This window comes from Mucilaginibacter terrae (genome assembly GCF_031951985.1).
Lineage (GTDB): Bacteria > Bacteroidota > Bacteroidia > Sphingobacteriales > Sphingobacteriaceae > Mucilaginibacter > Mucilaginibacter terrae_A.
On record NZ_JAVLVU010000001.1, the window covers coordinates 5,020,693 to 5,044,074 of the forward strand.

23 protein-coding genes are annotated in these 23,382 nt (G+C 41.9%); 9 read left to right on the forward strand and 14 right to left on the reverse strand.

Annotated features, from left to right (window positions below; all coding sequences use genetic code 11):
- Positions 1–229: 229 nt before the first annotated feature.
- Entirely contained in the window at positions 230–1,864 is a 1,635-nt protein-coding gene (locus QE417_RS21635) for an ABC-F family ATP-binding cassette domain-containing protein (protein WP_311953660.1), read from the forward strand.
- A gap of 114 nt (positions 1,865–1,978) precedes the next feature.
- Here the strand turns inward: QE417_RS21635 and QE417_RS21640 are convergent, their stop codons facing one another.
- From QE417_RS21640 to QE417_RS21655, 4 genes are all read right to left on the reverse strand, one after another.
- The gene (locus QE417_RS21640) at positions 1,979–2,638 is read right to left on the reverse strand and encodes a hypothetical protein (RefSeq protein WP_311953662.1); all 660 of its coding nucleotides are present in this window, start codon (positions 2,636–2,638) and stop codon (positions 1,979–1,981) included.
- A 20-nt stretch (positions 2,639–2,658) separates the two neighbouring features.
- A complete protein-coding gene (locus QE417_RS21645) occupies positions 2,659–3,201 on the reverse strand; it encodes a hypothetical protein (protein ID WP_311953664.1) in 543 nt (180 codons plus the stop codon).
- Positions 3,202–3,279: 78 nt separating this feature from the next.
- Positions 3,280–3,726: a hypothetical protein gene (locus QE417_RS21650; RefSeq protein ID WP_311953665.1), complete on the reverse strand. Its 447-nt coding sequence runs from the start codon at positions 3,724–3,726 to the stop codon at positions 3,280–3,282.
- Between the two features lie 65 nt (positions 3,727–3,791).
- Positions 3,792–4,271: a hypothetical protein gene (locus tag QE417_RS21655; RefSeq protein WP_311953666.1), complete on the reverse strand. Its 480-nt coding sequence runs from the start codon at positions 4,269–4,271 to the stop codon at positions 3,792–3,794.
- 204 nt (positions 4,272–4,475) lie between these two features.
- Between QE417_RS21655 and QE417_RS21660 the strand changes: the two genes are divergently transcribed.
- The gene (locus QE417_RS21660) at positions 4,476–6,473 is read left to right on the forward strand and encodes a sensor histidine kinase (protein WP_311953669.1); all 1,998 of its coding nucleotides are present in this window, start codon (positions 4,476–4,478) and stop codon (positions 6,471–6,473) included.
- On the forward strand, positions 6,466–7,101 hold the full coding sequence (locus tag QE417_RS21665) for a response regulator transcription factor (protein ID WP_311953671.1): 636 nt from the start codon (positions 6,466–6,468) through the stop codon (positions 7,099–7,101). Before QE417_RS21660 ends, QE417_RS21665 begins: the two co-directional genes overlap by 8 nt.
- A gap of 112 nt (positions 7,102–7,213) precedes the next feature.
- Here QE417_RS21665 and QE417_RS21670 read toward each other — a convergent pair whose 3' ends face one another.
- The 10 genes from QE417_RS21670 to QE417_RS21715 form a co-directional block, all read right to left on the reverse strand.
- Positions 7,214–7,846, reverse strand: a complete 633-nt coding sequence (locus QE417_RS21670) for a nitroreductase family protein (protein WP_311953674.1) — start codon at positions 7,844–7,846, stop codon at positions 7,214–7,216.
- A gap of 61 nt (positions 7,847–7,907) precedes the next feature.
- Positions 7,908–8,330, reverse strand: coding sequence for an organic hydroperoxide resistance protein (locus QE417_RS21675; protein WP_311953675.1), 423 nt, complete (start codon positions 8,328–8,330; stop codon positions 7,908–7,910).
- 22 nt (positions 8,331–8,352) lie between these two features.
- Positions 8,353–8,838, reverse strand: a complete 486-nt coding sequence (locus tag QE417_RS21680) for a type 1 glutamine amidotransferase domain-containing protein (protein ID WP_311953679.1) — start codon at positions 8,836–8,838, stop codon at positions 8,353–8,355.
- Positions 8,828–9,031 carry a hypothetical protein gene (locus QE417_RS21685; protein WP_311953682.1) on the reverse strand — a complete coding sequence of 68 codons (204 nt, stop codon included), beginning with the start codon at positions 9,029–9,031 and terminating at the stop codon, positions 8,828–8,830. The genes QE417_RS21680 and QE417_RS21685 overlap by 11 nt, the downstream gene beginning before the upstream one ends.
- 24 nt (positions 9,032–9,055) lie before the next feature.
- Complete coding sequence (locus tag QE417_RS21690) at positions 9,056–9,457, reverse strand: DoxX family protein (RefSeq protein WP_311953684.1); 402 nt, start codon at positions 9,455–9,457, stop codon at positions 9,056–9,058.
- A complete protein-coding gene (locus tag QE417_RS21695; protein ID WP_311953687.1) occupies positions 9,458–9,877 on the reverse strand; it encodes a MarR family winged helix-turn-helix transcriptional regulator in 420 nt (139 codons plus the stop codon).
- Positions 9,878–10,140: 263 nt separating this feature from the next.
- Positions 10,141–11,172, reverse strand: a complete 1,032-nt coding sequence (locus QE417_RS21700; protein WP_311953688.1) for a glycosyltransferase family 9 protein — start codon at positions 11,170–11,172, stop codon at positions 10,141–10,143.
- A 47-nt stretch (positions 11,173–11,219) separates the two neighbouring features.
- Positions 11,220–11,783 (reverse strand): D-glycero-alpha-D-manno-heptose-1,7-bisphosphate 7-phosphatase, encoded by a 564-nt coding sequence (locus QE417_RS21705; protein ID WP_311953689.1) that lies wholly within the window; start codon positions 11,781–11,783, stop codon positions 11,220–11,222.
- 16 nt (positions 11,784–11,799) lie between these two features.
- The gene (locus tag QE417_RS21710) at positions 11,800–13,089 is read right to left on the reverse strand and encodes a glycosyltransferase family 4 protein (protein WP_311953692.1); all 1,290 of its coding nucleotides are present in this window, start codon (positions 13,087–13,089) and stop codon (positions 11,800–11,802) included.
- Positions 13,090–13,100: 11 nt separating this feature from the next.
- A complete protein-coding gene (locus tag QE417_RS21715; protein ID WP_311953694.1) occupies positions 13,101–14,057 on the reverse strand; it encodes a glycosyltransferase family 4 protein in 957 nt (318 codons plus the stop codon).
- Between the two features lie 285 nt (positions 14,058–14,342).
- Between QE417_RS21715 and QE417_RS21720 the strand changes: the two genes are divergently transcribed.
- The 6 genes from QE417_RS21720 (at position 14,343) to QE417_RS21745 (ending at position 23,367) form a co-directional block, all read left to right on the forward strand.
- On the forward strand, positions 14,343–16,061 hold the full coding sequence (locus tag QE417_RS21720; protein ID WP_311953695.1) for a carbamoyltransferase family protein: 1,719 nt from the start codon (positions 14,343–14,345) through the stop codon (positions 16,059–16,061).
- Entirely contained in the window at positions 16,058–17,032 is a 975-nt protein-coding gene (locus tag QE417_RS21725) for a glycosyltransferase family 2 protein (protein ID WP_311953697.1), read from the forward strand. Before QE417_RS21720 ends, QE417_RS21725 begins: the two co-directional genes overlap by 4 nt.
- 2 nt (positions 17,033–17,034) lie before the next feature.
- On the forward strand, positions 17,035–18,054 hold the full coding sequence (locus QE417_RS21730) for a glycosyltransferase family 9 protein (protein ID WP_311953701.1): 1,020 nt from the start codon (positions 17,035–17,037) through the stop codon (positions 18,052–18,054).
- Between the two features lie 78 nt (positions 18,055–18,132).
- A complete protein-coding gene (locus QE417_RS21735) occupies positions 18,133–18,714 on the forward strand; it encodes a sigma-70 family RNA polymerase sigma factor (RefSeq protein ID WP_311953703.1) in 582 nt (193 codons plus the stop codon).
- A 98-nt stretch (positions 18,715–18,812) separates the two neighbouring features.
- Complete coding sequence (locus QE417_RS21740; protein ID WP_311953706.1) at positions 18,813–19,781, forward strand: FecR family protein; 969 nt, start codon at positions 18,813–18,815, stop codon at positions 19,779–19,781.
- Between the two features lie 154 nt (positions 19,782–19,935).
- Positions 19,936–23,367, forward strand: coding sequence for a SusC/RagA family TonB-linked outer membrane protein (locus QE417_RS21745; RefSeq protein ID WP_311953709.1), 3,432 nt, complete (start codon positions 19,936–19,938; stop codon positions 23,365–23,367).
- The last annotated feature ends 15 nt before the right edge of the window (positions 23,368–23,382 follow it).

Here is a 23,382-nt window from a genome sequence, read left to right on the forward strand (position 1 = left end):
AACAGGCTTATTCACAAATAAACGTTTTATAAGGATAACCTGCTACAAGTTTTGAACTGTTTTCCTTATCCTCAATAATGCTTTCAATCTAATCGTATAATTAAACGGTAATATGCACTTATCATGTCGGGTTTTTCAGGGCATGTTTGGAGAACATAAAACGTAGCTTGGGCATCATAACAACTAAAGCCGATGCAATGGTTATATTTGCCACAAAATCAATATTACTGTGATCAACGTAAATAATATTTCCGTTTCGTTTGGTGGAACCACCTTGTTCAGCGATGTAACTTTTTCCATCAATGAAAATGATAAAATAGCCCTCATGGGTAAAAATGGTGCAGGTAAATCTACCATACTTAAAATTATAGCGGGTGCTGCCAAGCCAACTACCGGTAATGTAACCGGACCTAAAGAAGCGGTTATTGCCTATTTGCCGCAGCATTTGCTTACCCATGACAACGTTACCGTTTTTGAGGAAACCATGAAAGCTTTTGCGGAGGCCAATCAAATGCAAAAGGAGTTGGATGAAGTAAATGAGCAGCTTAATATTCGTACTGATTATGATAGTGATGAGTACATGAAGCTGATCGAAAGGGTATCAGAACTGAGCGAAAAAGTTTACACGGTAGAAGAAACCAATTATGACGCTGAGGTAGAGAAAGTGCTCAAAGGATTGGGTTTTGAGCGCAACGACTTTAACAGGCAAACTTCTGAATTTTCGGGCGGATGGCGCATGCGTATTGAGTTGGCCAAGATATTATTGAAAAAGCCTGATTTGATCTTGCTGGATGAGCCTACCAACCACATGGATATTGAGAGTATACAATGGCTCGAAGAGTTTTTGGTTAACTCGGCCAAGGCGGTAATGGTTATCTCGCACGACCGTGCCTTTGTAGATAATATCACTAATCGTACCATAGAAGTAACTATGGGGCGCATTTACGATTACAAAGCTAAGTACAGCCACTACCTGCAGTTACGTGCCGACCGCCGCATACATCAACTCAAAGCTTACGAAGAGCAGCAGCGTTTTATTGCCGATAACCAGGAATTTATTGACCGTTTCAGGGGCACCTACTCAAAAACATTGCAGGTGCAATCGCGTGTAAAAATGTTAGAAAAGCTGGAAGTGATCGAAATAGATGAGGTGGATACCTCGGCATTGCGGTTAAAGTTTCCGCCTTCACCGCGTTCGGGCCAGTACCCGCTCATGGTAGAAGATCTGACCAAGACCTATGGCGACCATGTAGTGTTTAAAAATGCATCAATGGTTATTGAACGGGGAGAAAAGGTGGCCTTTGTTGGTAAAAACGGCGAAGGTAAATCTACCATGATCAAAGCTATTATGAATGAGATAGATTTTGAAGGTAGCTTAAAGGTTGGGCATAATGCCAAAATTGGATACTTTGCGCAAAACCAGGCAGCTTTGCTTGATGAAAGCTTAACCGTTTTTGATACCATTGACCAGATACCATTAAGTGACAACACCATAAAAATTAAAGATCTTTTGGGTGCGTTTATGTTTAGCGGCGATGACACCACTAAAAAGGTTAAAGTACTATCGGGAGGGGAGAAGACGCGCCTGGCTATGATCAAGCTGCTTTTGGAGCCCGTAAATTTGCTGATACTGGATGAGCCCACCAACCATTTGGATATGAAAACCAAAGACATTATAAAGGATGCGCTCAGAGATTTTGACGGTACCTTGATCTTGGTATCTCACGACCGTGACTTTTTGGATGGCTTGGTTACCAAGGTGTTTGAATTTGGTAACAAGCGGGTGCGCGAACACTTTGAGGATATTAAAGGCTTTTTGGCCTACAAAAAGATGGATAGCTTAAAGGATATAGAACAAAGCTAATTCTTGCATAAAGTTACCTGGTCCCTGTTACTTTATCAGGGATCAGGTAAGAACGATATTGATAGAATGTTCATTTTACTGCTCATTCTAAAAAACCATCAAGGCACGAAATGCTTACATTCCGGCTGTTAATTTCAAATTACCAATATACAATTTGGCGTTGTTATCAAATTGCCAGGGCCCGCTGAAGTAAAAATATTTAGCAGCTTTGGGCATAAACATAACCGTTTCGGCCAGTTTGTTATCATCCAGGTATACGGCCATCTGCCTGCCATTTACTACCAGCTTAACATGAAGCGGCCTGTTAGCCGTTGCCGAAAGGTCGAACGTGGTATTGGCTTCCTTGTTGTCAAGTTCATAGTTGCCAATATTAACAGCATCGGCATCAGGGTAGTGCAGTTGCACAAATGCTCCACCATTACTAATGTGCTCTCTTACCGCATTATCTTTTACAAAACCAAAGCAAACCGGCGCTATATCTTTTATTTGTTCGGCAACTGCGAGCACGTCAAATTCAAAAGTGAACTTAGCGGGGAGCGGAATGTTTTTGTTAAGCTTATAGGTTGCCTTATCGCGTATCAGCAGCCATTTTCCTTCGTGCCCGGTGGGGTGTGCAACTATGGCAGCCGCATTTGTTTTAATACTGCGTGGCGACGCGCCTGTTTCATATGCCGAAAAATCTTCACTAAAACCACTGTTTTGCGCAGCTGATTTTAGAGCGAAAAAGCTGCTCAGTATACTAAGCAACCCGGTAATTAAAAAGTATTTTTTCATGGTTTGATGGTTAAGTTTAATCAATTATATGGAGCAGAAAACTTACCGTCTGTTACCGTCACAAAATCATTGCCGTCAAGCCGTCTCAGCTTTCCCGAAAACGTTCCTTTAACACCCCATTTGGTCAGGCTTGTTATTTTCAGGGTAAAATTGCTGCCATCAACATCACCTCCATTGTAAATAGTGGTGCCTACAATTTTGCCGTCTTTCATGTTCTGTATATAGTATTTCCCGGCCAGTAGCAAATCGCTTTCGGAGTCCACAGTATAAGTGGCTTCTTTGGCACCTTCGGTGCTCTGCATGTTAATGCCAAATCCGGTAACCATATCCTCTTTTTCCCACCCGCCAATAACTACAAAATGCACAGTATCGGTAGCGGGCTTATCATTCGCATTTACAAAGTAGTTGAATTCACGCTGCACGCCGTTAATTTTGCAAGTCAGGTATACTTCCTGGTCGTCGGTAGCACCGCCACCATTTTTACTACATGATGTAAAGTTTATTAATATGAACGCTATAACTGCAAGTAGGGCAGTACGCGTAAAAGTTAGCTGCTTTTTCATAAGGTAGTTAAACATTTAACTGCCGGGATGAATTGCTTCAACCCGGCAGCTGTGATTAAGATGTGATAGGAATTTATGTTATTTTAATTTGATGGAGATCTCCCCATCGTCCATACCGTCAATATTCTTTTCGGCAAAAACATCAGGCGCAGCCTTTTGCAGCGTTTTTAAAATATCGGTGGTTGAACCAACATGCTGCAAAACAATCGAAGAACCCGATGCACTGTATTTCATCTTGGTGCTTTCAATACCTTTTGCCGTTTGCAACTTGTCGTTTATTGCTTTTAATGTCGAAAAATCAACACCCGTAAGCTTAACCGTTGTCTTTTCAGTTGAAGTACCATCCTTTTTTTTACCAAACAGACCCAGTATCTTATCGCCGGTGCTCTTGGTACGGTCGGCGGTACGGCCTGCACGGTCAGCTTTGTCGGTAGCTCTGTCTACCTTGTCTAAAATAGCCTGGGCTTTGGTAAGCGTAGACCCGAATACCATCAGGGCTGCACAAATAATCATGATCTTTTTCATAGTTAAATTGATTTTTAATAAAATAATATACCTGAGAATGATAGCTTAATTTGTTCAGTGCTTATTTAGTAAGTGTAATCGCGGGTAAGGTCGGTAGCTTTGCTAACTGTAAAGTCTTTTAAATCTTCCTTCACTACACCGTTAATTTCAGCCTTGTAACTTACTTTGTAGGTTTCATTTCCGGGGCTTAGGCATTGTATACCCGCACTAATATTACTTAGTGGCTTAATTGATTCAATTACATAGGTTTTAGTGCTGCCACTAAAATTGTTTTTACCCAGGCTCACGCCGCTTTGGTTGTTTTGTACCTCGCCGTTTACTTTCCAAACCGTAGATTCGGAAGGATTATTGGTTAAACCAACCATTACGAACGACAAATAAGCAGACTCGGTAGCACCGGTAACCGTAATAGTAAATTTTGCGGTACGATCTCCGGATGCAGGGGTACTGTCATCACTGTCTTTTTTACCGCATGAGGTTAAACCTGCAATGAGGACGACCAAGGCAATAGCCGCGACTAATTTTTTTGAAAGATGCTTTTTCATAGTTAAAATATTTAATTGATAGATAGACCGCAAAACTATTGTAAGCCATATTGAAATGAAATCCCTTGATTAGTGTGTTTTTTACTACTGATTTTTAGGTATTTTAATTGCTTTTTAAGCAACATTGCACTTGGTTATGATTTTTAGGTTGATATTTGATATTTTGGGGATACCATCCCCGGATATTCAAAGTGTTGTTACCTGATGAAAAAGTACCTGATTTGCCTGTTTCTAATTTCTACCATAATTGCCCACGCACAGCAGCAGGTTCCGCTTGATGAAAAGCGGCACGTAGACAGCCTGGAAACCATATTACGGTCATCCAAACCAGATAGTGCCAAAACAATAGCCAGTTTTATGCTGGTGGAGTATTGGAAGTTTAAAGACACTACTAAAAGCAAAGTTTTCCTGTTAAAAGGGGAAAAACTGGCAGGTACCTCGGCCTACCTCAAGGCCTTATCCCATTTTTACGAGGGGCAATACTATTTTAACTGGAACACCGGTAAAGCGGCAGCAGCCTTTGCAAAAGCACAAAAAGCGTTGGCGGCATTTCATACACCGGTAGCCTACGGCAGGCTGGCAGCCGCGTGGTACAATTATGCATTAATGAACCGCGATAAAGGCTACGAGTTTATTACACGCATAGTAATGGAGCATGTATTGCCCAATGCGCAAAAAGCCGGTGATAAAACCATGCTTGCCCATTTTTATACCCAGCTATCAACCATATTAATGAATAACTATCAGTTTGCAAAAGCCAATAGTTATAACGATAAAGCAATTGCCTTATTAGAAAAAACAGATCCAAAGTCAACCAATCTTCTTTTCGCTTACCTGAGTGGTGTTAGCATCAACTGTTACAACCAAAAAACTGCGGTCGCAAAGGAGTTTTTGCAAAAGGCACAGGCCATGTTAGCACCATTTCCTGCTTCGCTTAATTATACGCTTTATTACTACAACGAGGCCTTGTACTATACCACGGTAAAAATGTACCCTCAATGTATTACAAGTGCAGATAAAGGAATAGTTTTAGCCAAAAAGTACAATCAAAAGCAGTTGTATCAACAATTTTCATTTCGCAAGTATGAAGCTTACGTACAGCAAAAAAACTATGCTAAAGCACAGGCAATTTTGTTGAATATTGTTAAAGAAGGTACGCTGCTGGCAACTGTAAATGATAAAGCTATGATCTATGGCGAATTAGCTAAAAACAGTAACCTGCTTGGCGATTATCATGAAGCTTATCTTTGGCAGGCGCGGTACCAGCAACTTACAGACAGTATTCATAAAACCCAAACTGAATTTAAGATCAGCGAGTTGGAAACCAAATACCGCTCGGTTGAAAATCAGAAAAGAATATCCCATTTGCAAGCCCAGAATAAGCAAGCCAAACTCCAAGCCAAAAATGAGCACCTTTTTAACTGGTTGCTGGGTACCGGTTGTTTATTGTTACTGGCCGTTTTGGGTATGGTGATGCTTAATGCGCGTAACCAACGCAAACTGGCAGCCCAAAAAGAGATAAATCACCGGCAACAGTTGCATGAACTTGAACAAAAGCAACAGCTTAAAATAACTAAGGCCATGCTTGATGGAGAAGAGCACGAGCGGGAACGCGTTGCGCGCGATTTGCATGACGGGTTAGGCGGTATGCTGGCCGGTGTTAAAATTGGGTTATCGGGGCTTACCGAAACCAAGAGCGATTACGCGCAGGATAAAGACCTGTACCGCATCATCAGTCAGCTCGATTCATCGGTAACCGAATTGCGGCGTATTGCCCGGAACTTATTGCCCGAAACGCTATTGAAATTTGGCCTGGAGGTGGCACTTAAAGATTTGAGCGAATTTTATATGCGCGATGGTTTACACATTGATTTTCAAACTTTTCATATTAGTAAAGATATACCCTTGTCGGTTCAGCTCAATATTTACCGCATAGTTCAGGAACTGCTTTCTAATGCCATAAAGCACGCACAGGCAACCAACATCCTTTTACAGTGCTCACAAAACGACTCGGTGTTCTTTATAACCATTGAAGATGACGGCATAGGTTTTGATACCGCTATCCTGAAAACCCGTAAGGGCATGGGTTTGGAAAACCTCAAGAACCGTATAAGCTACCTGAAAGGGAAGTTTGAATTACGTTCGGCCATTAACGAGGGGACATCCATTAACATAGAAATTAGTATCAACGCCGATGTTTGAAATACGCACTGCAATTGTTGATGACCATCCTATTGTAATTGAGGGGTTAAAAACCTTACTTGCTAATGAAACCAACCTGAAGATCATTGGTGGCTTTTGCAGAGGTGAGGAACTGTTATCTTACCTTGAAAATAGCACGCTCGACCTTGTATTACTGGATATTACCCTGCCAGACATAAGCGGTATTGAATTATGCCAAAGGATTAAGCAAATAGCCTTAACTACAAGTATACTCATATTAAGTAATCATACCGAACGTAGTATTATTATGCAGGCCATACAAAACGGTGCAAGTGGTTACCTGCTCAAAAATAGTTCTGTAGATGAGTTGCGGCATTGTATAGCCGAGGCTATAAAAGGCAATGTTTGTTACAGCAAGGAGGTGATGGAAATTATTAGCCGGCCATCTAAAAATGAGCTGCAAGGGTTACCAAGGCTTACACGCCGGGAAAAAGAAATACTCGGGCTTATAGCAGCAGGCAAAACCAGCCAAATGATAGCCCATGAATTGTTTTTAAGCCCACTCACCGTTGATACACACCGGAAGAACCTGATACAGAAATTTGGTGTTAAAAACGTGGCAGAACTTATTATGGAAGCAAACCGGCAGCAACAATTTAATGATTAGTTTTAAGGCTTTAAAAGTGTTTAAACTAAAAAGAGTTGCTATGTATAACAACTCTTTTTAGTTTTAAACTTTTTATGTGTTGCCTAAACTAAATTTTGCGGTTAAAAAACAATTACTTGTACTCTATCACAAATTCTTCGATTGGGTTGCGCACTTTTTTCATCGGTGCCAGCCAATCTGTTTCATCGCGGTATCCTAAATATAACAACGTTACGCTTTTTAAGCCTAAAGATTTAAGATCAAGTAATTCATCAACCAGGGCATTGTTAAAACCTTCTGCCGGAGTGCTGTCTATCTTAAGCTCAGCCGCTTGTGCAAGGGCCATTGCAAAGGCAATGTATGATTGCCTTGCGGTGTGTGCAAAGTTTTCCTCGGGAGTTTCATTCAAATAAATATTCTTGATCTTATCGGTATAGCTGCTAAACCTTCCGCGGGGCAAGCCTCTTTCATCGGTTATTCGATCATAAATGGTATCTATCCGCTCGGCGGTATACCTGTCCCATGCGGCAAATACCAGCACGTGCGAACAGTCTAACATGGCATCCGAGTTAAGCGAACTTGGTGCAAGTTTCTCCTTGATCTGCTGGCTTGAAACTACCAGTACACGAAACTGCTGCAGCCCCGAAGATGTAGGTGCCAAACGTGCGGCTTCTACAATTTTATCAATATCTTCCTGGCTTACTTTTTTAGTAGGATCGTATCTCTTTGTGGCATATCTCCACTTTAAATCTTCTATTAATGACATTTGATGATGTTTTATAAACAGCGGGACTAAATGCTGTTTATTAAGCCCCGCTGTAAAGTTTTTAATTATTGGTAACGGCTAATTTCACTTCAACATTACCACGGGTAGCGTTGGAGTAGGGGCAAACCTGGTGCGCCTTGGCTACCAGTTCGTTGGCTTTGTCCAGTTCAATTTCTTTAATATTTACATCAAGCTCTACAGCCAGGCCAAAACCACCCGCATCATTTTGCCCAATACTTACTTTGGCGGTTACGGTGGTTCCCCCGGTCGAAATCTTTTCCTGTTTTATAACCAAACTCAGGGCGCTGTCAAAACAGGCAGCATAACCTGCCGCAAACAATTGCTCGGGGTTAGTATAGTCATCATTGGCACCTCCAAGCGCTTTGGGCATTCTAACCTCAAGGTCTAAAACGCCGTTACTGCTTTTTACATGGCCATTACGGCCTCCGGTCGCGGTTGCATCCGCGGTGTATAACACTTTCATTTTTAACTCTTATAGTGAATAATTATTTTAAACGGGCTATCATTTTTTCGGCAACACTTTCAGACGATGCCGGGTTTTGCCCCGTGATAAATAAGCCATCTTCAACCACGTGTACGCCCCAGTCTTCTACCTTGCTATAGTTTGCACCTAATTTTTGCATTTCAGTTTCTACTAAAAAGGGCACCACGTCGGTTAGTTTCACGGCTGCTTCTTCGGTATTTGAAAAGCCGGTTACGTTTTTGCCTTTTACAAATGGCTCGCCGTTTTCAAACTTTACGTTTTTAAATGCACCGGGTGCATGGCAAACTGCGCCTACTAATTTGCCACTGTTGTAAAAATCCAGTATTAGTTGTGCCGATTTGGTGTCGTTAGCCAAGTCCCACAGCGGGCCATGGCCACCTGGGTAAAATATGGCATCAAAGTCTGATGCGTTCATTTCCGCAAGCTTATGCGTATTGGCAATTACCTCCTGTGCCTTAGCATCGCTGTAATAGCGTTTAGGTGGCATCGGTTTGTGCCGATGGTGCTTCGCTGTTAGGGTCAATAGGTGCCTGTCCGCCTTTAGGGGTGGCTACCACAACCTCGTAACCAGCATCGGTGAAAGTATAATATGGGGCAGCAAATTCTTCAACCCAAAAACCTGTTTTATGGCCGGTATTGCCTAATTCATCGTGTGAGGTAACTACAAATAAAATTTTCATTGGTGGATTTTTTTAATGATATAATTATTGGTTTTTCTTTTTGAGTGCATTGGTACTCCATAGCGCCCATAGGATAAGTACAGGTTGAAAAAACAATCGTATCAGTCTGGCCTTATCGGTATTAAGGCCAAAGGCATCTACTTTATTAATGTACTGAGAAATATTACCCGGGAAGATCAATACAAAGAAAACGGCGGTAATAATGCCAACCCATTTTCTGTTTTTCACTATAAAAATGAGCGCCAAACCTAAACTGATTTCTACTATACCTGATAATACAACCGTTAGATCCGGGTGTACAGGAAGCCATTTAGGCACTTGTGCCAAAAACTCAGACCGGTTGAAGGTAAGATGGCTTACACCGGCAAAGGCCAGGAAAGCACCCAGCACAATGCGGGCAACGCTTCGTATTTTAGAGGTATGCATTTATTTATGTAATACTTTGTTTAACAGGGATTTTAGCTGCAGGAGTTCATCAATAGACATGTTGGTGCATTTAACCAATTCCAGTGGAATATGCTTCGCTTGCTCTTTCAGTTGGGCTCCTGATGTTGTTAATGTGATGATCACGATACGCTCATCCTGTTTACCTCGCGTTCTGTTTACTAATCCCTTTTGTTCTAATCTTTTCAAAAGGGGGGTAAGAGTTCCGGTATCGAGGTGCAATTTTTCGCCTAATTGATTTACGGTCTGCTCTTTATGTTCCCACAAAACCATCAATACCAGGTATTGAGGATAGGTGATGTTTAATTGAGCCAGCAGTGGCCTGTATAAATTCGTTAAATTTCTGGAAAACGCATATGCCGGGAAACAGATTTGATTTTCGAGTTTCAGTAAATCTTCCATGATATAAAAACGCGTTATATTCATAAATGTTTTGCACAATATAATTTTGCACAATTATTTTTTATACTTCATGTTGTATGGCAAAGAGCGAACTGTTTTAAATTAATAATGATTAGTTGCCATGAATTGTAGGCATCAACTGATATTAGGTTTAAAAGAGCAAAGGCGATATAGATACCGAAAGGTACTTGGTGAGTTACGCAAGCCGAGATACTTAAGCTTGAGTGTGTAGGAATATATTTAAAAAGTGGTACAAGCCCAAGCTAAAGTGAATAAGCCTTAACTTTGAGCGTATCTATTGCTTTTAATATTTCGGTAACAGAAGGAATGGCTTTGAAATCTTTATAAATGCTGCTACCCAAATGGCGTATTATCTCGTTTTTACTACGTAAATTTTCCGGTACGCTGAATTCAAGTATTTGATTGGGGGAGTTCCACGGCGTATGCTGCGGATTGGTTTGCGCATATAATATAACAGTGGGCGTTTTAACTGCCGCAGCAATGTGAATGGTGCCGGTGTTTACCGATACCAGCATGGGTGCTATACTAATAAGCGTTATAAATTCAGATAGGGAAAACATACCACCGGCAGATAGTGAGCCTGTTCCAATTTTATTTTGAAGCTCATCAGTTAGCGGTTTTTCAGATGCCGATCCTGTTAGTAAAACCTGGTAGCCTTTTTTAACAAGCTCTTGGCCCAGTGCAACCCACCGATCTGCTGGGTATTGGCGTTTTTCTTCGCTTACCCCTGCATGCAGTATTAACCAGGGGTAATTAATATCAAATCCTTTGTCGGTAAGTTTTTGTGCTATTACAGGCTGCAATTCATGATCTACAGAAAGCAATAAGTCCTCATGATCAGTGTATGCACCTACCGATGCAACTAAGTCCAAATCACGGCGCACCTGGTGCTTAATGAGTTCGTACGGTTCTTTATCGGGCACCCAATCTGTTATTAAATGATATGGGTTTTCGCGGCAATAGGCCAATATGCGCGGAATACCGCTCAGGTAGGCCAGCATGGCTGTTGGTAAAGGGTTTTGACTAAAAACTGTAAATACTACCGCTGCATCAAAGTTTTGTTCCCTCAATTGGCCTATGATCTCGTTGAATTTTGACGGATCAGGCGCTTCAGCGGTTTTAACCCAAGGTAGGTCGTAAATAATAGCATCGTCAATTTCGGGCATATGTTTTATAATGCCCTTTGCCATGCTTGATGTAAGCACGGTTATTTTAGCGCCAAAGGTTTCTTTTAAGGCACGAATGGCCGGAGCGCTCATGATAAGATCGCCCATGTTATCGGGCCTTATGCACAATATGTTTTTGCAGTTTTGCCAGCCCGTCATGCCAGTTGCATATGTAAAATATCTTTTGCTGCCTGGTTTATGCTGCTGCATATGTAAGTAGGGGCACGCATAGGGCCTGTAAGCCACTCGGTTTCGTTGCCGTTATTAATCAGGATGGTTTTACACCCAGCCCGGTTACCCGCTTCCACATCGTTTAATATGTCACCTATCATCCACGATTCTTTTAAATCTATATGATGTTTGTTGGCTGCTTTTAATAACATGCCCGGCTTAGGTTTGCGGCAATCACAATCAATAGCGTAGTTCTCAACCTTACCTTCAGGATGGTGAGGGCAATAGTAAAAACCGCTCAAGCTAATTTCATAAACTTTAAGTAGTTCTCTTAAACAGCTTTCTACAGCAGGCAGCATGCTTTCACTGAACAGGCCGCGCGCAACACCTGCCTGGTTCGATATAATGATAAGCTTATAGCCATCTTGCTGTAAGCGCTGCAAACCTTCAATGGCATCGGGTTGGATGGTGATAAGCGCCGGGTCAACATTGTAAGGTATATCGGGTATCAGCGTACCGTCTTTATCTAAAAAAACTGCTTTTGCCATCGTTTGAAAGAGGATTTTAGGCAGCTTGTATTTTACTGTTTGATAGCAAAGCAATACTCTCTTTAGCCACCGGCTGCGTGCAGCGGTACAACTGATTTACATGGTGAGCTACCTCAGCCCATGTAAAGTGTGTATTTACGCGTTCAATGGCGTTGTGGCTAAATTCGTTACGTACTTCTTCATTATTAAGCAACCATGTAATTTTTTCGCCCAAAGCATCCGGGTCATGAGCGGGAACTAAAACGCCTGTTTCGCCATCGGCCACGCTATATTTTATGCCACCAACATTCGATCCTATTACGGGCGTACCGCAAGCCATGGCCTCTAATGGAGTTATGCCAAATGGTTCGTACCATGGTGTGGTAATAAACACATCGGCCGCAGCATAATAGTATTTAAGCTGATCGCGGTTTTTGCGGCCGGTAAAAATTACCTGGTTCTCCACGTGGTGTTGACGCACAATATCTATCAGCCTGGCATATTCAGGACAGGTTTCTTCTTCCAGTTCTTCGCACTCGCCGCCAACTATAACCAGTTTAATGGGTTTGCCGGTAGGCTTTACTTTGGCTAATGCCTGTATCACATTATCTACCCCCTTGCGGGGCACCATGCGGCCTAATTGTAAAATCAAATGTTCGCTTTGTGGCAACCCGGCAATTTTACGTGCACACTCTTTATCAATAGGGTAAAATTCGGTAGCGCTGAAACCACAGGGAATGATGGTGATTTTATTTTTTGGAGCGTTGTAATAATTAATGAGGTCATCCATATCCTGTGGGCATTCGGCAATAATATGGTTGGCCTGCTGCACGGCTTCTTCTTCAATAGTAAGGCGTTCTTCGGGGAATTTATCTTTTTCGGCCTGATGAATACGGCGTACATGGCCTAATGCATGGAAGGTGACCACAAATGGTATGTCCAATTCCTTTTTAATACCCATAGCTACCCATGCCGACATAAAGAAGTTGGCATGTACCAGCGAGTAATGCAGTTGACGGTTAATCATGAAATTGATCATGTTGTTTTTAAACTCGTCCATGTATTGCAGAATTTCTTCCTTAATAATTACTTCTGCCGGACCGGCGTTAACGTGTATAATCCTTACACCCGGCGACCAGTTAACCACTTCCTCAATTTCGGTGCTTTCGCGGCGTGTAAAAACATCAACAAGGTACCCAATGTGGGCAAGGTGTTTAGCCAGTTGAGCTACATAAACATTTTGGCCACCTGTATCAACTCCGCCAATATTGGCCAAAGGGGAGGCGTGCTCACTTATAAAAGCAATTCTTTTTTGCTGAAATTTCATAATCACGATGTTTAGGCCTGTAAAACCGTTGAGCTTTTACGGGCAGTTACTTCGGCAAATAATTGTTCCCAGTCGGCTGCAAAACGTTGGATGTTGAAGCGCTTTAAGGCTACTTCTCGTCCGTTGTTTCCAATCTCTCGGGCAAGTTCAGCATCGGCAATTAAAAGGTTCATTTTATCAATAAGGTAGTTGATATCGGTATGGATAAAGCCAGAGTAGCCGTTATCAATCACGGCCGACAATTCGGTTGTAGCCAAACCCACTACAGGTATTCCCATCATCATGGCCTCACAAATTGCAAGGCCTAAGCTTGTGTAGCGTATAGGATTAAAGAAAAAACGGTAATGGCTCTGAAACTCGGGCAACTGCGGGTGCAACACTTCCCCTAAACCTAATTCACCTGTTCCCATACCCACAAGATCAAGCGGTACCTGCTCGCGTACTTCTAAAAATACATCTAAGCCCAGCAAGCGGCCGCGGGATGGCAGGTTATTAATTACCACAATACCTTTAGCAATATTGCCTTTGTATGTAACAGGCGAAGTGGTTACACCATGTTCAATAACCCGGGTAGGTGTGCTGTTGCTATCCCACATCAAGCGGTTAAAGTGCGTAACGTGTACCAGTGTTACATCGGGCGTATCTAATATATGTTGGGTATCTGTTGGATGCTGGCGTGGCGGATCATGCTCAATGTACACCTTGGGCAGTTGGCGTTGCTCTTCAGATAGGATTTCAAATTGATCTTTAAGATAATTTTGATTGGTTTGATACAGTATGCAATCAAACTTATGGTTTTTCACTTCCTCGGCCGGTATCTCAATTACATTATCGCCAAACGGAAATGTTTCGCCCCGGCCATAATAACCTTCGGTTTTTTGGGGCTTCGTTGGGATGTAAATAGTGTAATTGCCTTGCGACAGATAGAACAGGTAGCTACCGTGTATGTGCCAGGTGAAAATTTTCATAAGTAAGAAAGCTCTTTAGTGTTGTTTGCTTCGCCATAAAGACAACAATAGAACCGCTTTATTTACTTATAGTTTTAAAATAGTATTTTTAATTAAATTATTTCATAATGAATTATAATTATGGCAAAATGTAACCTGCAGTATTTATTGAATTGGTAATTTTAATTAGATTATTTACCTGTTAGATTTAATAATTAAAAAATTTACTTAAAAGTAAACAACGCGTATGGGCGTTTGTAGTATGGTGTAACAAACCGAAAATTATAAAAGTTACACTTTACTATAATGTACGTATTAGGCATCAACGCTGTATTTCACGACTCGGCAGCGTGTATTATTAAAGACGGCGTTTTGCTTGCCGCAACCGAAGAGGAGCGATTTACCCACTTTAAACATGGCAAAAGGCCGGTGCCATTCTCAACCTGGGAACTACCATTTCATGCCATTGATTACTGCTTAAAGATAGCAGGGATTCACATCAATGATGTTGACCACATTGCATACTCATTCGACCCATACCTACTTATTGGCGAAAAATATCGTGGTAAATCAACTATCGAAATTCCCTTTGAAGAAGGTCGATCACATTTAGGAGATGATTTTAAAAATGTATGGGACCCGCTGTTTTTGTCGTCCATAATTAATGCTCCCGGTCAGTTGCGCGATGGGTACCCTCATCACCTGCAAAAGCGTTTTGTAGGCTGTAACATACCGCGCGAAAAGTGGCATTTTGTAGAGCACCACGTATCGCATGCTGCCAGTGCGTTTAATTGTTCGCCGTATAAAAACGCAGCAGTAATGACGGTTGACGGCAGGGGAGAACAGGCAACTACAACCTACAACATAGGCAGCGGCAATCAACTGGATAGGATAGGGCAGGTAAACATGCCGCACTCATTGGGTTTACTTTACGAAGATGTAACCACTTACCTCGGTTTCCTGCATTCATCAGATGAATACAAGGTAATGGCATTGGCATCATATGGCAAGCCCGATTTTGTTAAAGATTTCCGCGAGATAGTGCATTTAGGGAATAATGGTCAATACACCATCAACAACCAGCGCCTCGAAGAACGCTTCGGCCCTCAGCGTTTACGCCACGAAGATTTTACTTCGCATCATTTCAATATTGCCCACTCGCTGCAATTGGTTTTAGAAGAAAGCATGCTGGAGCTTACCGGCTGGCTGCAACAAGAAACAGGTGAAGAAAACCTTTGCCTTGCCGGTGGCGTAGCGCTAAACTGTGTAGCTAATGCCCGTTTACGTGATCGGGGAGCATTCAAGAATATTTGGGTACAACCCGCCTCGGGCGATGACGGTACGGCATTAGGTGCTGCCCTTTGGGTTGATGCCAAAGCGCGTAATACAGATGAACGTAATTTTGAAATGACGCATTGCTACTGGGGACCAGAATATACCGATGAGGAAATCGAAAAATCGATGAAACTGTGGAAGGTGCCTTATCGAAAACTCAATAACATTGCTGAAGAAACCGCCGATATATTGGCGCAAAATAAAATTATTGGCTGGTACCAGGGTCGCATGGAATTTGGTCCAAGGGCATTGGGAAGCCGTTCTATATTGGCATCGCCCATAACTGCCGAAATGCAGGCAAGGCTGAATGAGGTGAAAGATCGTGAAGATTTTCGCCCGGTGGCGCCTGTGGTGTTGGAAGAAGAAGCAGCCAATTGGTTTGAAGGCGCACAATACTCGCCGTTTATGCTTTTTGTATACGATGTAAAAGCCGACAAGGTTGATAAAATACCGGCGGTTACGCATACCGATGGCACTGCGCGCATACAAACCATTAATGAGCATCAGCATAAAAACTATTATGACCTGTTAAAGGCTTTTCAGCGCAAAACAGGGGTGCCGGTATTGGTAAATACTTCGTTCAATACCTTGGGTAAACCCATTGTTTGTACGCCAAGGGATGCTATCGAGTGTTTTTGGACTTCGCCTTTTGATGCTTTGGTTATTGGCTCTTTTGTGATAGAGAAATGAGCATAATAGCATCGGTTGTAATACCTACTTATTGTCGTCCGCAATTACTGCACAAGTGCCTCGAAGCATTGTTGCAACAGCAATTTGATAGGGAATCTTACGAAATTATTGTAGTGAGCGATGGCCCTGACGATGAGACAAAAAAAGAAGTAGAGCAATTTGCAGGCTACGATAAGCCCAAAGTAAGATACATTGCCTTGCCGGTAAAAAAAGGCCCTGCTGCCGCCCGTAATTTAGGCTGGCAAAGTGCCAAAGGCTATGTAATTGCATTTACCGATGATGATTGCCTCCCGCAAAAAACATGGTTACAAAACATGGTGAACAATTGTGCGCCGGGACAAGAAATTGCGCTAACAGGTAAAGTAGTTGTGCCTTTTAATAGCGAACGGCCAACCGACTACGAACTTAATACCGCAAACCTGCAAACGGCCGAATTTATTACCGCAAACTGTGCCTGCGCAAAAACAGTCCTCGAAAAAACAGGAGGGTTTGATGAAGAATTCAGTATGGCCTGGCGTGAGGATAGTGATCTGCACTTCAGGTTACTAAGTAAAGGCATTCCGATTAAAAGAGTGGGAAATGCGATAGTTGTTCATCCGGTGCGAAGTGCCCTGTGGGGGGTGAGTATAAAGGAGCAAAAGAAAACCATGTATGATGCCCTGCTTTACAAAAAGCACCCAAAACTATTCAGGAAAAGGATCAGGCCTGTATCGCCTTACCTGTATTATGCCATTGTAGTTGCTTTTGTGTTGATGCTATCAGGAATGATTTTTCAAGAACAAAATCTCACAATTACTGGTGGTGTTGCATGGTTGAGCTTTACGGTGTTGTTTATTTATAAGCGGTTAAACGAAAGTGATCTATCGCCAAAGCACGTTGCCGAAATGGTAGTGACGTCCCTTTTTATCCCGTTCTTGTCGGTTTATTGGCAGTGGTACGGTGCTGTTAAATACCGCGTATTATTTATATAACTATGAAATTACCTACCGAAGAGATAAAAAGCATTGCCATTTTCAGGGCCTTGCAGTTAGGAGATATGCTATGCATTATTCCTGCCATACGTGCTTTGCGCAACGCCAACCCGCAAGCCAAAATAACGCTTGTTGGCTTGCCTTGGAGCAAATCGTTTACCGAGCGGTTTAATCAATATTTTGACGATTTTATTCATTTCCCAGGCTACCCGGCATTACCCGAGCAGGTTTTCAACCCGGCCGATTTTCCCGCCTTTTTAGTGGATGTACAAAGCCGAAAGTTCGATTTAGCAATACAAATGCAAGGCAATGGCTCGGTGGTTAACCCCATGGTTGAACTTTTTGGGGCACACTATACCGCAGGCTATACCATTGAAGGGCATTATGCGCCCGATAATGGTTTATTTATGCCTTATCCTGATCATGGTCATGAAATAGAAAGGCATATTGCCTTAATGGAATTTTTAGGAATTAAATCACAGGGCACCGAACTGGAGTACCCCCTTATCGAAGATGATGAAAGCGCTTTGGCCGCGCTGCAACTGGGTATCGAACCTGGCCATTATGTTTGTGTGCACCCCGGTTCGCGCGGTGCATGGCGGCAATGGCCTGTTCAATATTTTGCGGCACTGGCCAATTATTGTGCCGGGCAAGGTTATAAAGTGGTAATAACCGGTACCAAGGAAGAGGCTGCTATTATTGACGACGTGATCTTGCACATGAACCATGAGCCCATTAACACAGCCGGGCAAACCAGCATGGGGGCGGTAGGTGTGCTTATCAAAAAATCGGCTTTGTTGATCTCCAATTGTACTGGCGTATCACACATGGCGGCGGCGTTTAAAACCCCAAGTATAGTCATTAGTATGGATGGTGAACCACACCGCTGGGGGCCGTTAGATACAACAACTCATCGTACTTTCGATTGGTTGAAATACCCCGATTTTGATTCGGTGTTTAATGAGCTTAAACAACTGTTAACAGTTAATACTAAAGTCAACGCCACTCCATTATTAAAATAGAAGCTTAAAGATAATTGTCATCATAATTTTTTAATACTTTTCTTATAATTTCATAACTTAGGCAATTAAACTATTGAATTGACTGAGTATAATTTATATACCGATGCCGAACTTGTTCATCTTTTAAAAGAAGGTGACGAGATTGCGTTTTCGGCTATATATGATAAGTACTGGAAAGTTTTGATGGGTTTAGCCTACAATCATACTAAAGACAGATTTTCTGCAGAAGAAATTGTGCAGGAGGTTTTTTTAAGCTTATGGAAAAGGAAGAATGAACTGGCGATCAATTCCCTTAATGCTTATTTAGCAACCGCTGTCAAGTTTTCCATATTTAAGCAAATACGCCAGGTTAAGCTTCGCGAGGCACTTATTCAACACCATTACTCCCCCGGTGTGTGCGACAGGCTTGAAGACCAGATCAACGCCAAATTTCTTCAAGAGTATATTGATGGTATTGTTGAGGAGTTGCCCGATAAATGCAAACAGGTATACATCTACAGCCGTAGGGATGGGCTTAAAAATTCAGAGATCTCATTAAAAATGAATATTGGTGAAAAAGCTGTTGAAGCCCATATTACCAAAGCCCTGAAATTAATACGCTTAAATTTAAAAGAAATTGGAGTTTTGATGTGCGTAGCAGTCGAAAAAATAATTTTTTGATCGCTTTTTTCTGCGTTTTGTAAAAAAAAACACTTATTTTTCTTTCTGTATATAGGGTATTTTACTCTTTGTAGTACTTCATTGTAAAATAACAGTTAATGGAGGAAAAATACTTAGATATATTAATCCAAAAGTATCTTAATAATACAGCAACTGCCGAAGAAATTAGGGCTTTGCATGACTGGTATAGATCTGTGAATGATGAAAGTCATGTTTTGCCTTACATAACATTGGAAGAGGAGCAGCATGCAAAGCAAAAAATGCTGTTAAAGCTGCAAAAACAAATTACGGCTAATAAACCTGCCGATAAGAAAGTACGTGCCTTTTACAAATATGCCGCCGTTGCAGCTGTGCTTATTATTGGAGTTTTTCTGGGTATAAGGCTGGAGTATTCAAACCGCCAGTTTAATGAGGCCGAAAAAACAACAATTGTAACCGGCTTTGGGCAACGCAAAATTATTCACCTTAATGATGGCTCAACAGTTTGGCTAAGTGCCGGTAGCAAAATAACTTACCCGGTTGCTTTTAAAGGCAAGCTGCGCGAGGTAAACTTTTTAGGCGAAGCTTATTTTGATATAGCCAAAGACAAAGCCCATCCTTTTATTATACATACCTTAAATACAACCACTAAGGTGTTGGGTACATCTTTCAATGTAAAAGCATTTCCTAAGCAATTAACTGTGGAGGTTGCTTTGGTTGAAGGAAAGGTATCGTTTAAAGGTCAAAAATCTGAAGTGATTTTATTACCTCATGAGCAGGTGGTTTACAATAAAACAGCCGGCACTTTAACCAAGAGCAAGTTTAGCGATGCAAATGATGTAGTTGCCCGCCGGGAGGGTGAATATAAGTTTGATAATATGCGTGTTAACGAGATTGCTGAAGAACTGACCCGAAATTTTAACGTAAATATAACGGTAGAAGGAGAGGTGAAAAATTGCACATTTTTTGGCCGGTTAAAAAAAGGCGAAACAGTTGACAGGTTTCTTAATAAAATGGGGCTTATTGTAAATGCATCGGTTTCTAAATCAGGGAATGGTTATTTAATTAAGGGAGGGGGATGTAAATGACCTAACCTTACTCTTCAAAAAAAGGCCTTCAAATTGCCCTGCGCTAACAGTAACAATGTTGAAGGCTGGTCAAATGCGTAAACTTTCAGCAAATACGATAAGGTTGGAGCCGGTGCCGTAGTTGCTATTAATCACATTTAAATTAAGTAAAGATATGAATTTTAATGTATCCCTTAATAAGGGAGGCAAACTGCTGCTTTTTATGAAAATCAGTACTTTAATTGTCGCGGTTATTTGTAGTGCTATGTTGTCTGTTACCGCGGCAACGGTTGAAGGCCAGGTGCTAAATACCAAAGTTTCAATTGATATAAGCGAAGTCAAATTAGACGACGCCATATCCAAAATTTCAAATGCTTCGGGTGTTAAATTTACCTATAACGGCACTATAGTTAATAGTGGCATTAAAGTAAGTGCACATGCCAAAGGTTTGGCTTTGAGTACGGTATTGGATGAATTGCTTAAACACACACCGTTTGTTTATAAGGCTATTGATGATGAGATAATTATTACTACAGGAAAGAGAATAGCCACTTATTCTGCCATGCAGCGTATCCTTACCGGTAAGGTAACTGATGAAAGGGGCCAGCCACTTCCCGGAGCATCGGTAAAAGTAAAGGGTAGCGATAGGGGAGCAATTACAGACGCAAAGGGTAATTACCAGGTGCAGGTGAATGATGAGAGTGAGGTTTTGGTGTTTACATTTATTGGTTACAAAACCAAGGAGATTGTTGCGTTGGGTGTTAAAACCCTGGATGTACAATTAGAACCTAATCCCGAAAATGAATTAAAAGAAGTTGCCGTAGTAGCTTTTGGTACACAACGCAAGGTGAGTATTGTAGGCGCACAATCAAGCGTTAAGGTGAGCGAACTTAAACAACCGGTTGCTAATATTACGAATGTGTTGGCAGGTAGATTGGCTGGTGTGGTAGCGGTACAACGCTCGGGCGAGCCCGGTGCAACCGCTTCCGATATTTGGATCAGGGGAATTTCTTCATTTAACACAAGCGGTCCGTTAGTGTTGATCGACGGCGTTACACGCGGCGATAATGTGAGCGGAACATCACTGTTAAACAATATCGATCCTGAAGACATTGAATCATTCACTGTTTTGAAAGATGCATCTGCCACAGCAGTTTACGGGGTAAGGGGTGCAAATGGTGTAATATTAATACAAACTAAAAAAGGTGTAGCAGGAAAGCCTGCCATTAACTTTAATTATTACGAAGGCATCAGCACGTTCACCCGCCTGCCGGAAATGGCCGATGGTGAAACATACATGAATTTGGTGAACGAGGCGCTTACCACACGTGGCCGCACACCTAAATATTCCAATGAGTACATCCAACGCACTATTAACAAAACCGACCCTTTATTATACCCTGATGTGGACTGGTTTGATGCTGTTTTTAATAAGCATAGCCGTAATCGTCATGGCAACCTCAATATAACAGGCGGTGTTCCAAGCGCCAAGTATTTTGTTTCTACAGGTTATTATGAAGAAACAGGTTTATTAAAAACCGATGACCTGGCTCAGTATAATTCGACTTTAAAATATTCGCGCTATAATTTTACCAGTAACCTTAACCTCGAAATAACCAAAAGCACGAAATTGGATCTGGGTGTACAGGGCTTCGTTTCTAACCGTAATGCACCCGCTATTTCGAGTAGTGATATTTTTTCGCAGGCAATGACTATTCCGCCGGTTGAATTCCCGATAATGTATCCGGGAAACCGCATACCGGGCCGCAGCGCAAACGGAGACCAACGTAATCCGTACGCAGATCTTACTCGTCGTGGTTATGCAAATTCCTTCAACAATCAGATTTTTTCAAACATCAGATTAACCCAGGATTTGTCTGTTCTTACCAAGGGCTTAACCTTTAGTACGATGTTTTCGGTGGATGTAACCAGTGGGCGCAATATTACCCGTACCAAAAGAGAGCCCACTTATTTCCCTAATGCTGATAAACCTTATAATGATGATGGCACACTTAACCTGGAAAGAACTTATGATGGTGATGGCAACTATCTTAAATTTTCTAATAACAGCTTCTTAGGACGAAAGTATTATACCGAGTCGTCTCTTAATTATGACAGGACGTTTGGTAGCCACAGGGTGGGCGGCTTGCTTTTGTACAATCAGGAAGATCGTACCAATGCCATAGGCTCATCTGATCAGGGTACTAACGTGGCCAATAACCAGTTTATTAACTCTATTCCTTACAGGTTACGTGGTATTGCTGCAAGAGCTACTTATTCCTACAAGGATCGTTATTTTGCTGAGTTTAATATGGGCTACAATGGTTCTGAAAACTTTGTTCCCACACGCCGGTATGGCTTCTTTCCAGCCTTTGGTATAGGCTGGATACCATCTCAGGAGAAGTTTTTTGAGCCTTTAAAAAATATCATCACCTACTTTAAAGTACGGTACACTAACGGTTATGCAGGCGAGGATCTTAATGGTGCCAGGAGGTTTGCCTATATCGACATATTGAATGATAACGCATCGGGTTATGGGTTTGGCAATAACGGGCAAACTAACTTTTCCGGGATCAGCATTCAGGACTATGCAGTTGATGTAACCTGGTCAAAATCACATAAACAAGATTTAGGCATTGAGCTAAAAACACTGAACGATAAACTCTCATTAACGGTAGATTTTTTTAAAGAACATCGTACCGGTATATTTTTAAGGCGCGGTGCCGTACCGTCATACGTAGGGTTAGTACAATCGCCTTACGGCAACCTTGGCGTTGTAGATAACAAGGGTGTAGAGGCAAGCTTACAAAACGATATTACCATTGGCAATGTAGGCCTTAATGTGCGTGGAAGCATAACTTACAATAAAGATAAGGCAATAGAGAACGATCAGCCTACGCCTACCTATCCATGGATGGATGCAAGAGGCACCAATGTACTGGCACAGTTTGGTTATATAGCCGAAGGTTTATTTAAAAACCAGCAAGAAATTGACAACAGTGCCGTTCCGGGTGCCAGGGAAAACATCCTGCCCGGCGATATAAAATACCGTGATTTAAATAATGATGGCGTAATTAACGCATATGACGTTACCCGTATAGGTCGTGGTGATATACCTGCTATTGTATATGGTTTTGGCCTTAATGTAAGTTATAAAAACTTTAACCTGGGCGGCTTTTTTCAGGGCACGGCACAGGCTCAGCGTTATATATCAGGTAAGGCAATTCAGCCGTTTTCAACCGATGGAGGTATAAGCAATGCCTATGCAATTGCAACTGATAGGTGGACTCCTGAAAACCCAGATCAAAATGCCATGTACCCAAGGCTGGCCTACGGCGATGCTGCCAATGCAAATAATACACTCACCAGCTCATGGTGGATCAAAGATGCCAGTTTTATTCGCTTAAAAACTGCAGAATTTGGTTATACATTCCCCAAAACTGCATTCCGCAAAATAGGTGTTAAAAGTGCCCGCATTTATATGATGGGTTACAACCTGATCACTATTAGCAAATTCAAGCTATGGGACCCGGAAATTAATACCGGAAATGGCACGACCTATCCAAACATAAAAACCCTTTCGCTGGGTATTAACGCACAGTTTTAATCACACGAACATACT

Excerpts from the sequence above, each read along its gene's own strand:
- QE417_RS21660 (WP_311953669.1), top strand. The coding sequence starts at position 4,476 with ATGAAAAAGTACCTGATTTGCCTGTTTCTAATTTCTACCATAATTGCC.
- QE417_RS21645 (WP_311953664.1), bottom strand. The coding sequence starts at position 3,201 with ATGAAAAAGCAGCTAACTTTTACGCGTACTGCCCTACTTGCAGTTATA.
- QE417_RS21695 (WP_311953687.1), bottom strand. The coding sequence starts at position 9,877 with ATGGAAGATTTACTGAAACTCGAAAATCAAATCTGTTTCCCGGCATAT.
- QE417_RS21725 (WP_311953697.1), top strand. The coding sequence starts at position 16,058 with ATGAGCATAATAGCATCGGTTGTAATACCTACTTATTGTCGTCCGCAA.
- QE417_RS21665 (WP_311953671.1), top strand. The coding sequence starts at position 6,466 with ATGTTTGAAATACGCACTGCAATTGTTGATGACCATCCTATTGTAATT.
- QE417_RS21650 (WP_311953665.1), bottom strand. The coding sequence starts at position 3,726 with ATGAAAAAGATCATGATTATTTGTGCAGCCCTGATGGTATTCGGGTCT.
- QE417_RS21690 (WP_311953684.1), bottom strand. The coding sequence starts at position 9,457 with ATGCATACCTCTAAAATACGAAGCGTTGCCCGCATTGTGCTGGGTGCT.
- QE417_RS21685 (WP_311953682.1), bottom strand. The coding sequence starts at position 9,031 with ATGAAAATTTTATTTGTAGTTACCTCACACGATGAATTAGGCAATACC.
- QE417_RS21700 (WP_311953688.1), bottom strand. The coding sequence starts at position 11,172 with ATGGGCGATCTTATCATGAGCGCTCCGGCCATTCGTGCCTTAAAAGAA.
- QE417_RS21740 (WP_311953706.1), top strand. The coding sequence starts at position 18,813 with ATGGAGGAAAAATACTTAGATATATTAATCCAAAAGTATCTTAATAAT.
- QE417_RS21670 (WP_311953674.1), bottom strand. The coding sequence starts at position 7,846 with ATGTCATTAATAGAAGATTTAAAGTGGAGATATGCCACAAAGAGATAC.
- QE417_RS21720 (WP_311953695.1), top strand. The coding sequence starts at position 14,343 with ATGTACGTATTAGGCATCAACGCTGTATTTCACGACTCGGCAGCGTGT.
- QE417_RS21680 (WP_311953679.1), bottom strand. The coding sequence starts at position 8,838 with ATGCCACCTAAACGCTATTACAGCGATGCTAAGGCACAGGAGGTAATT.
- QE417_RS21675 (WP_311953675.1), bottom strand. The coding sequence starts at position 8,330 with ATGAAAGTGTTATACACCGCGGATGCAACCGCGACCGGAGGCCGTAAT.
- QE417_RS21730 (WP_311953701.1), top strand. The coding sequence starts at position 17,035 with ATGAAATTACCTACCGAAGAGATAAAAAGCATTGCCATTTTCAGGGCC.
- QE417_RS21745 (WP_311953709.1), top strand. The coding sequence starts at position 19,936 with ATGAATTTTAATGTATCCCTTAATAAGGGAGGCAAACTGCTGCTTTTT.
- QE417_RS21715 (WP_311953694.1), bottom strand. The coding sequence starts at position 14,057 with ATGAAAATTTTCACCTGGCACATACACGGTAGCTACCTGTTCTATCTG.
- QE417_RS21710 (WP_311953692.1), bottom strand. The coding sequence starts at position 13,089 with ATGAAATTTCAGCAAAAAAGAATTGCTTTTATAAGTGAGCACGCCTCC.
- QE417_RS21655 (WP_311953666.1), bottom strand. The coding sequence starts at position 4,271 with ATGAAAAAGCATCTTTCAAAAAAATTAGTCGCGGCTATTGCCTTGGTC.
- QE417_RS21640 (WP_311953662.1), bottom strand. The coding sequence starts at position 2,638 with ATGAAAAAATACTTTTTAATTACCGGGTTGCTTAGTATACTGAGCAGC.
- QE417_RS21705 (WP_311953689.1), bottom strand. The coding sequence starts at position 11,783 with ATGGCAAAAGCAGTTTTTTTAGATAAAGACGGTACGCTGATACCCGAT.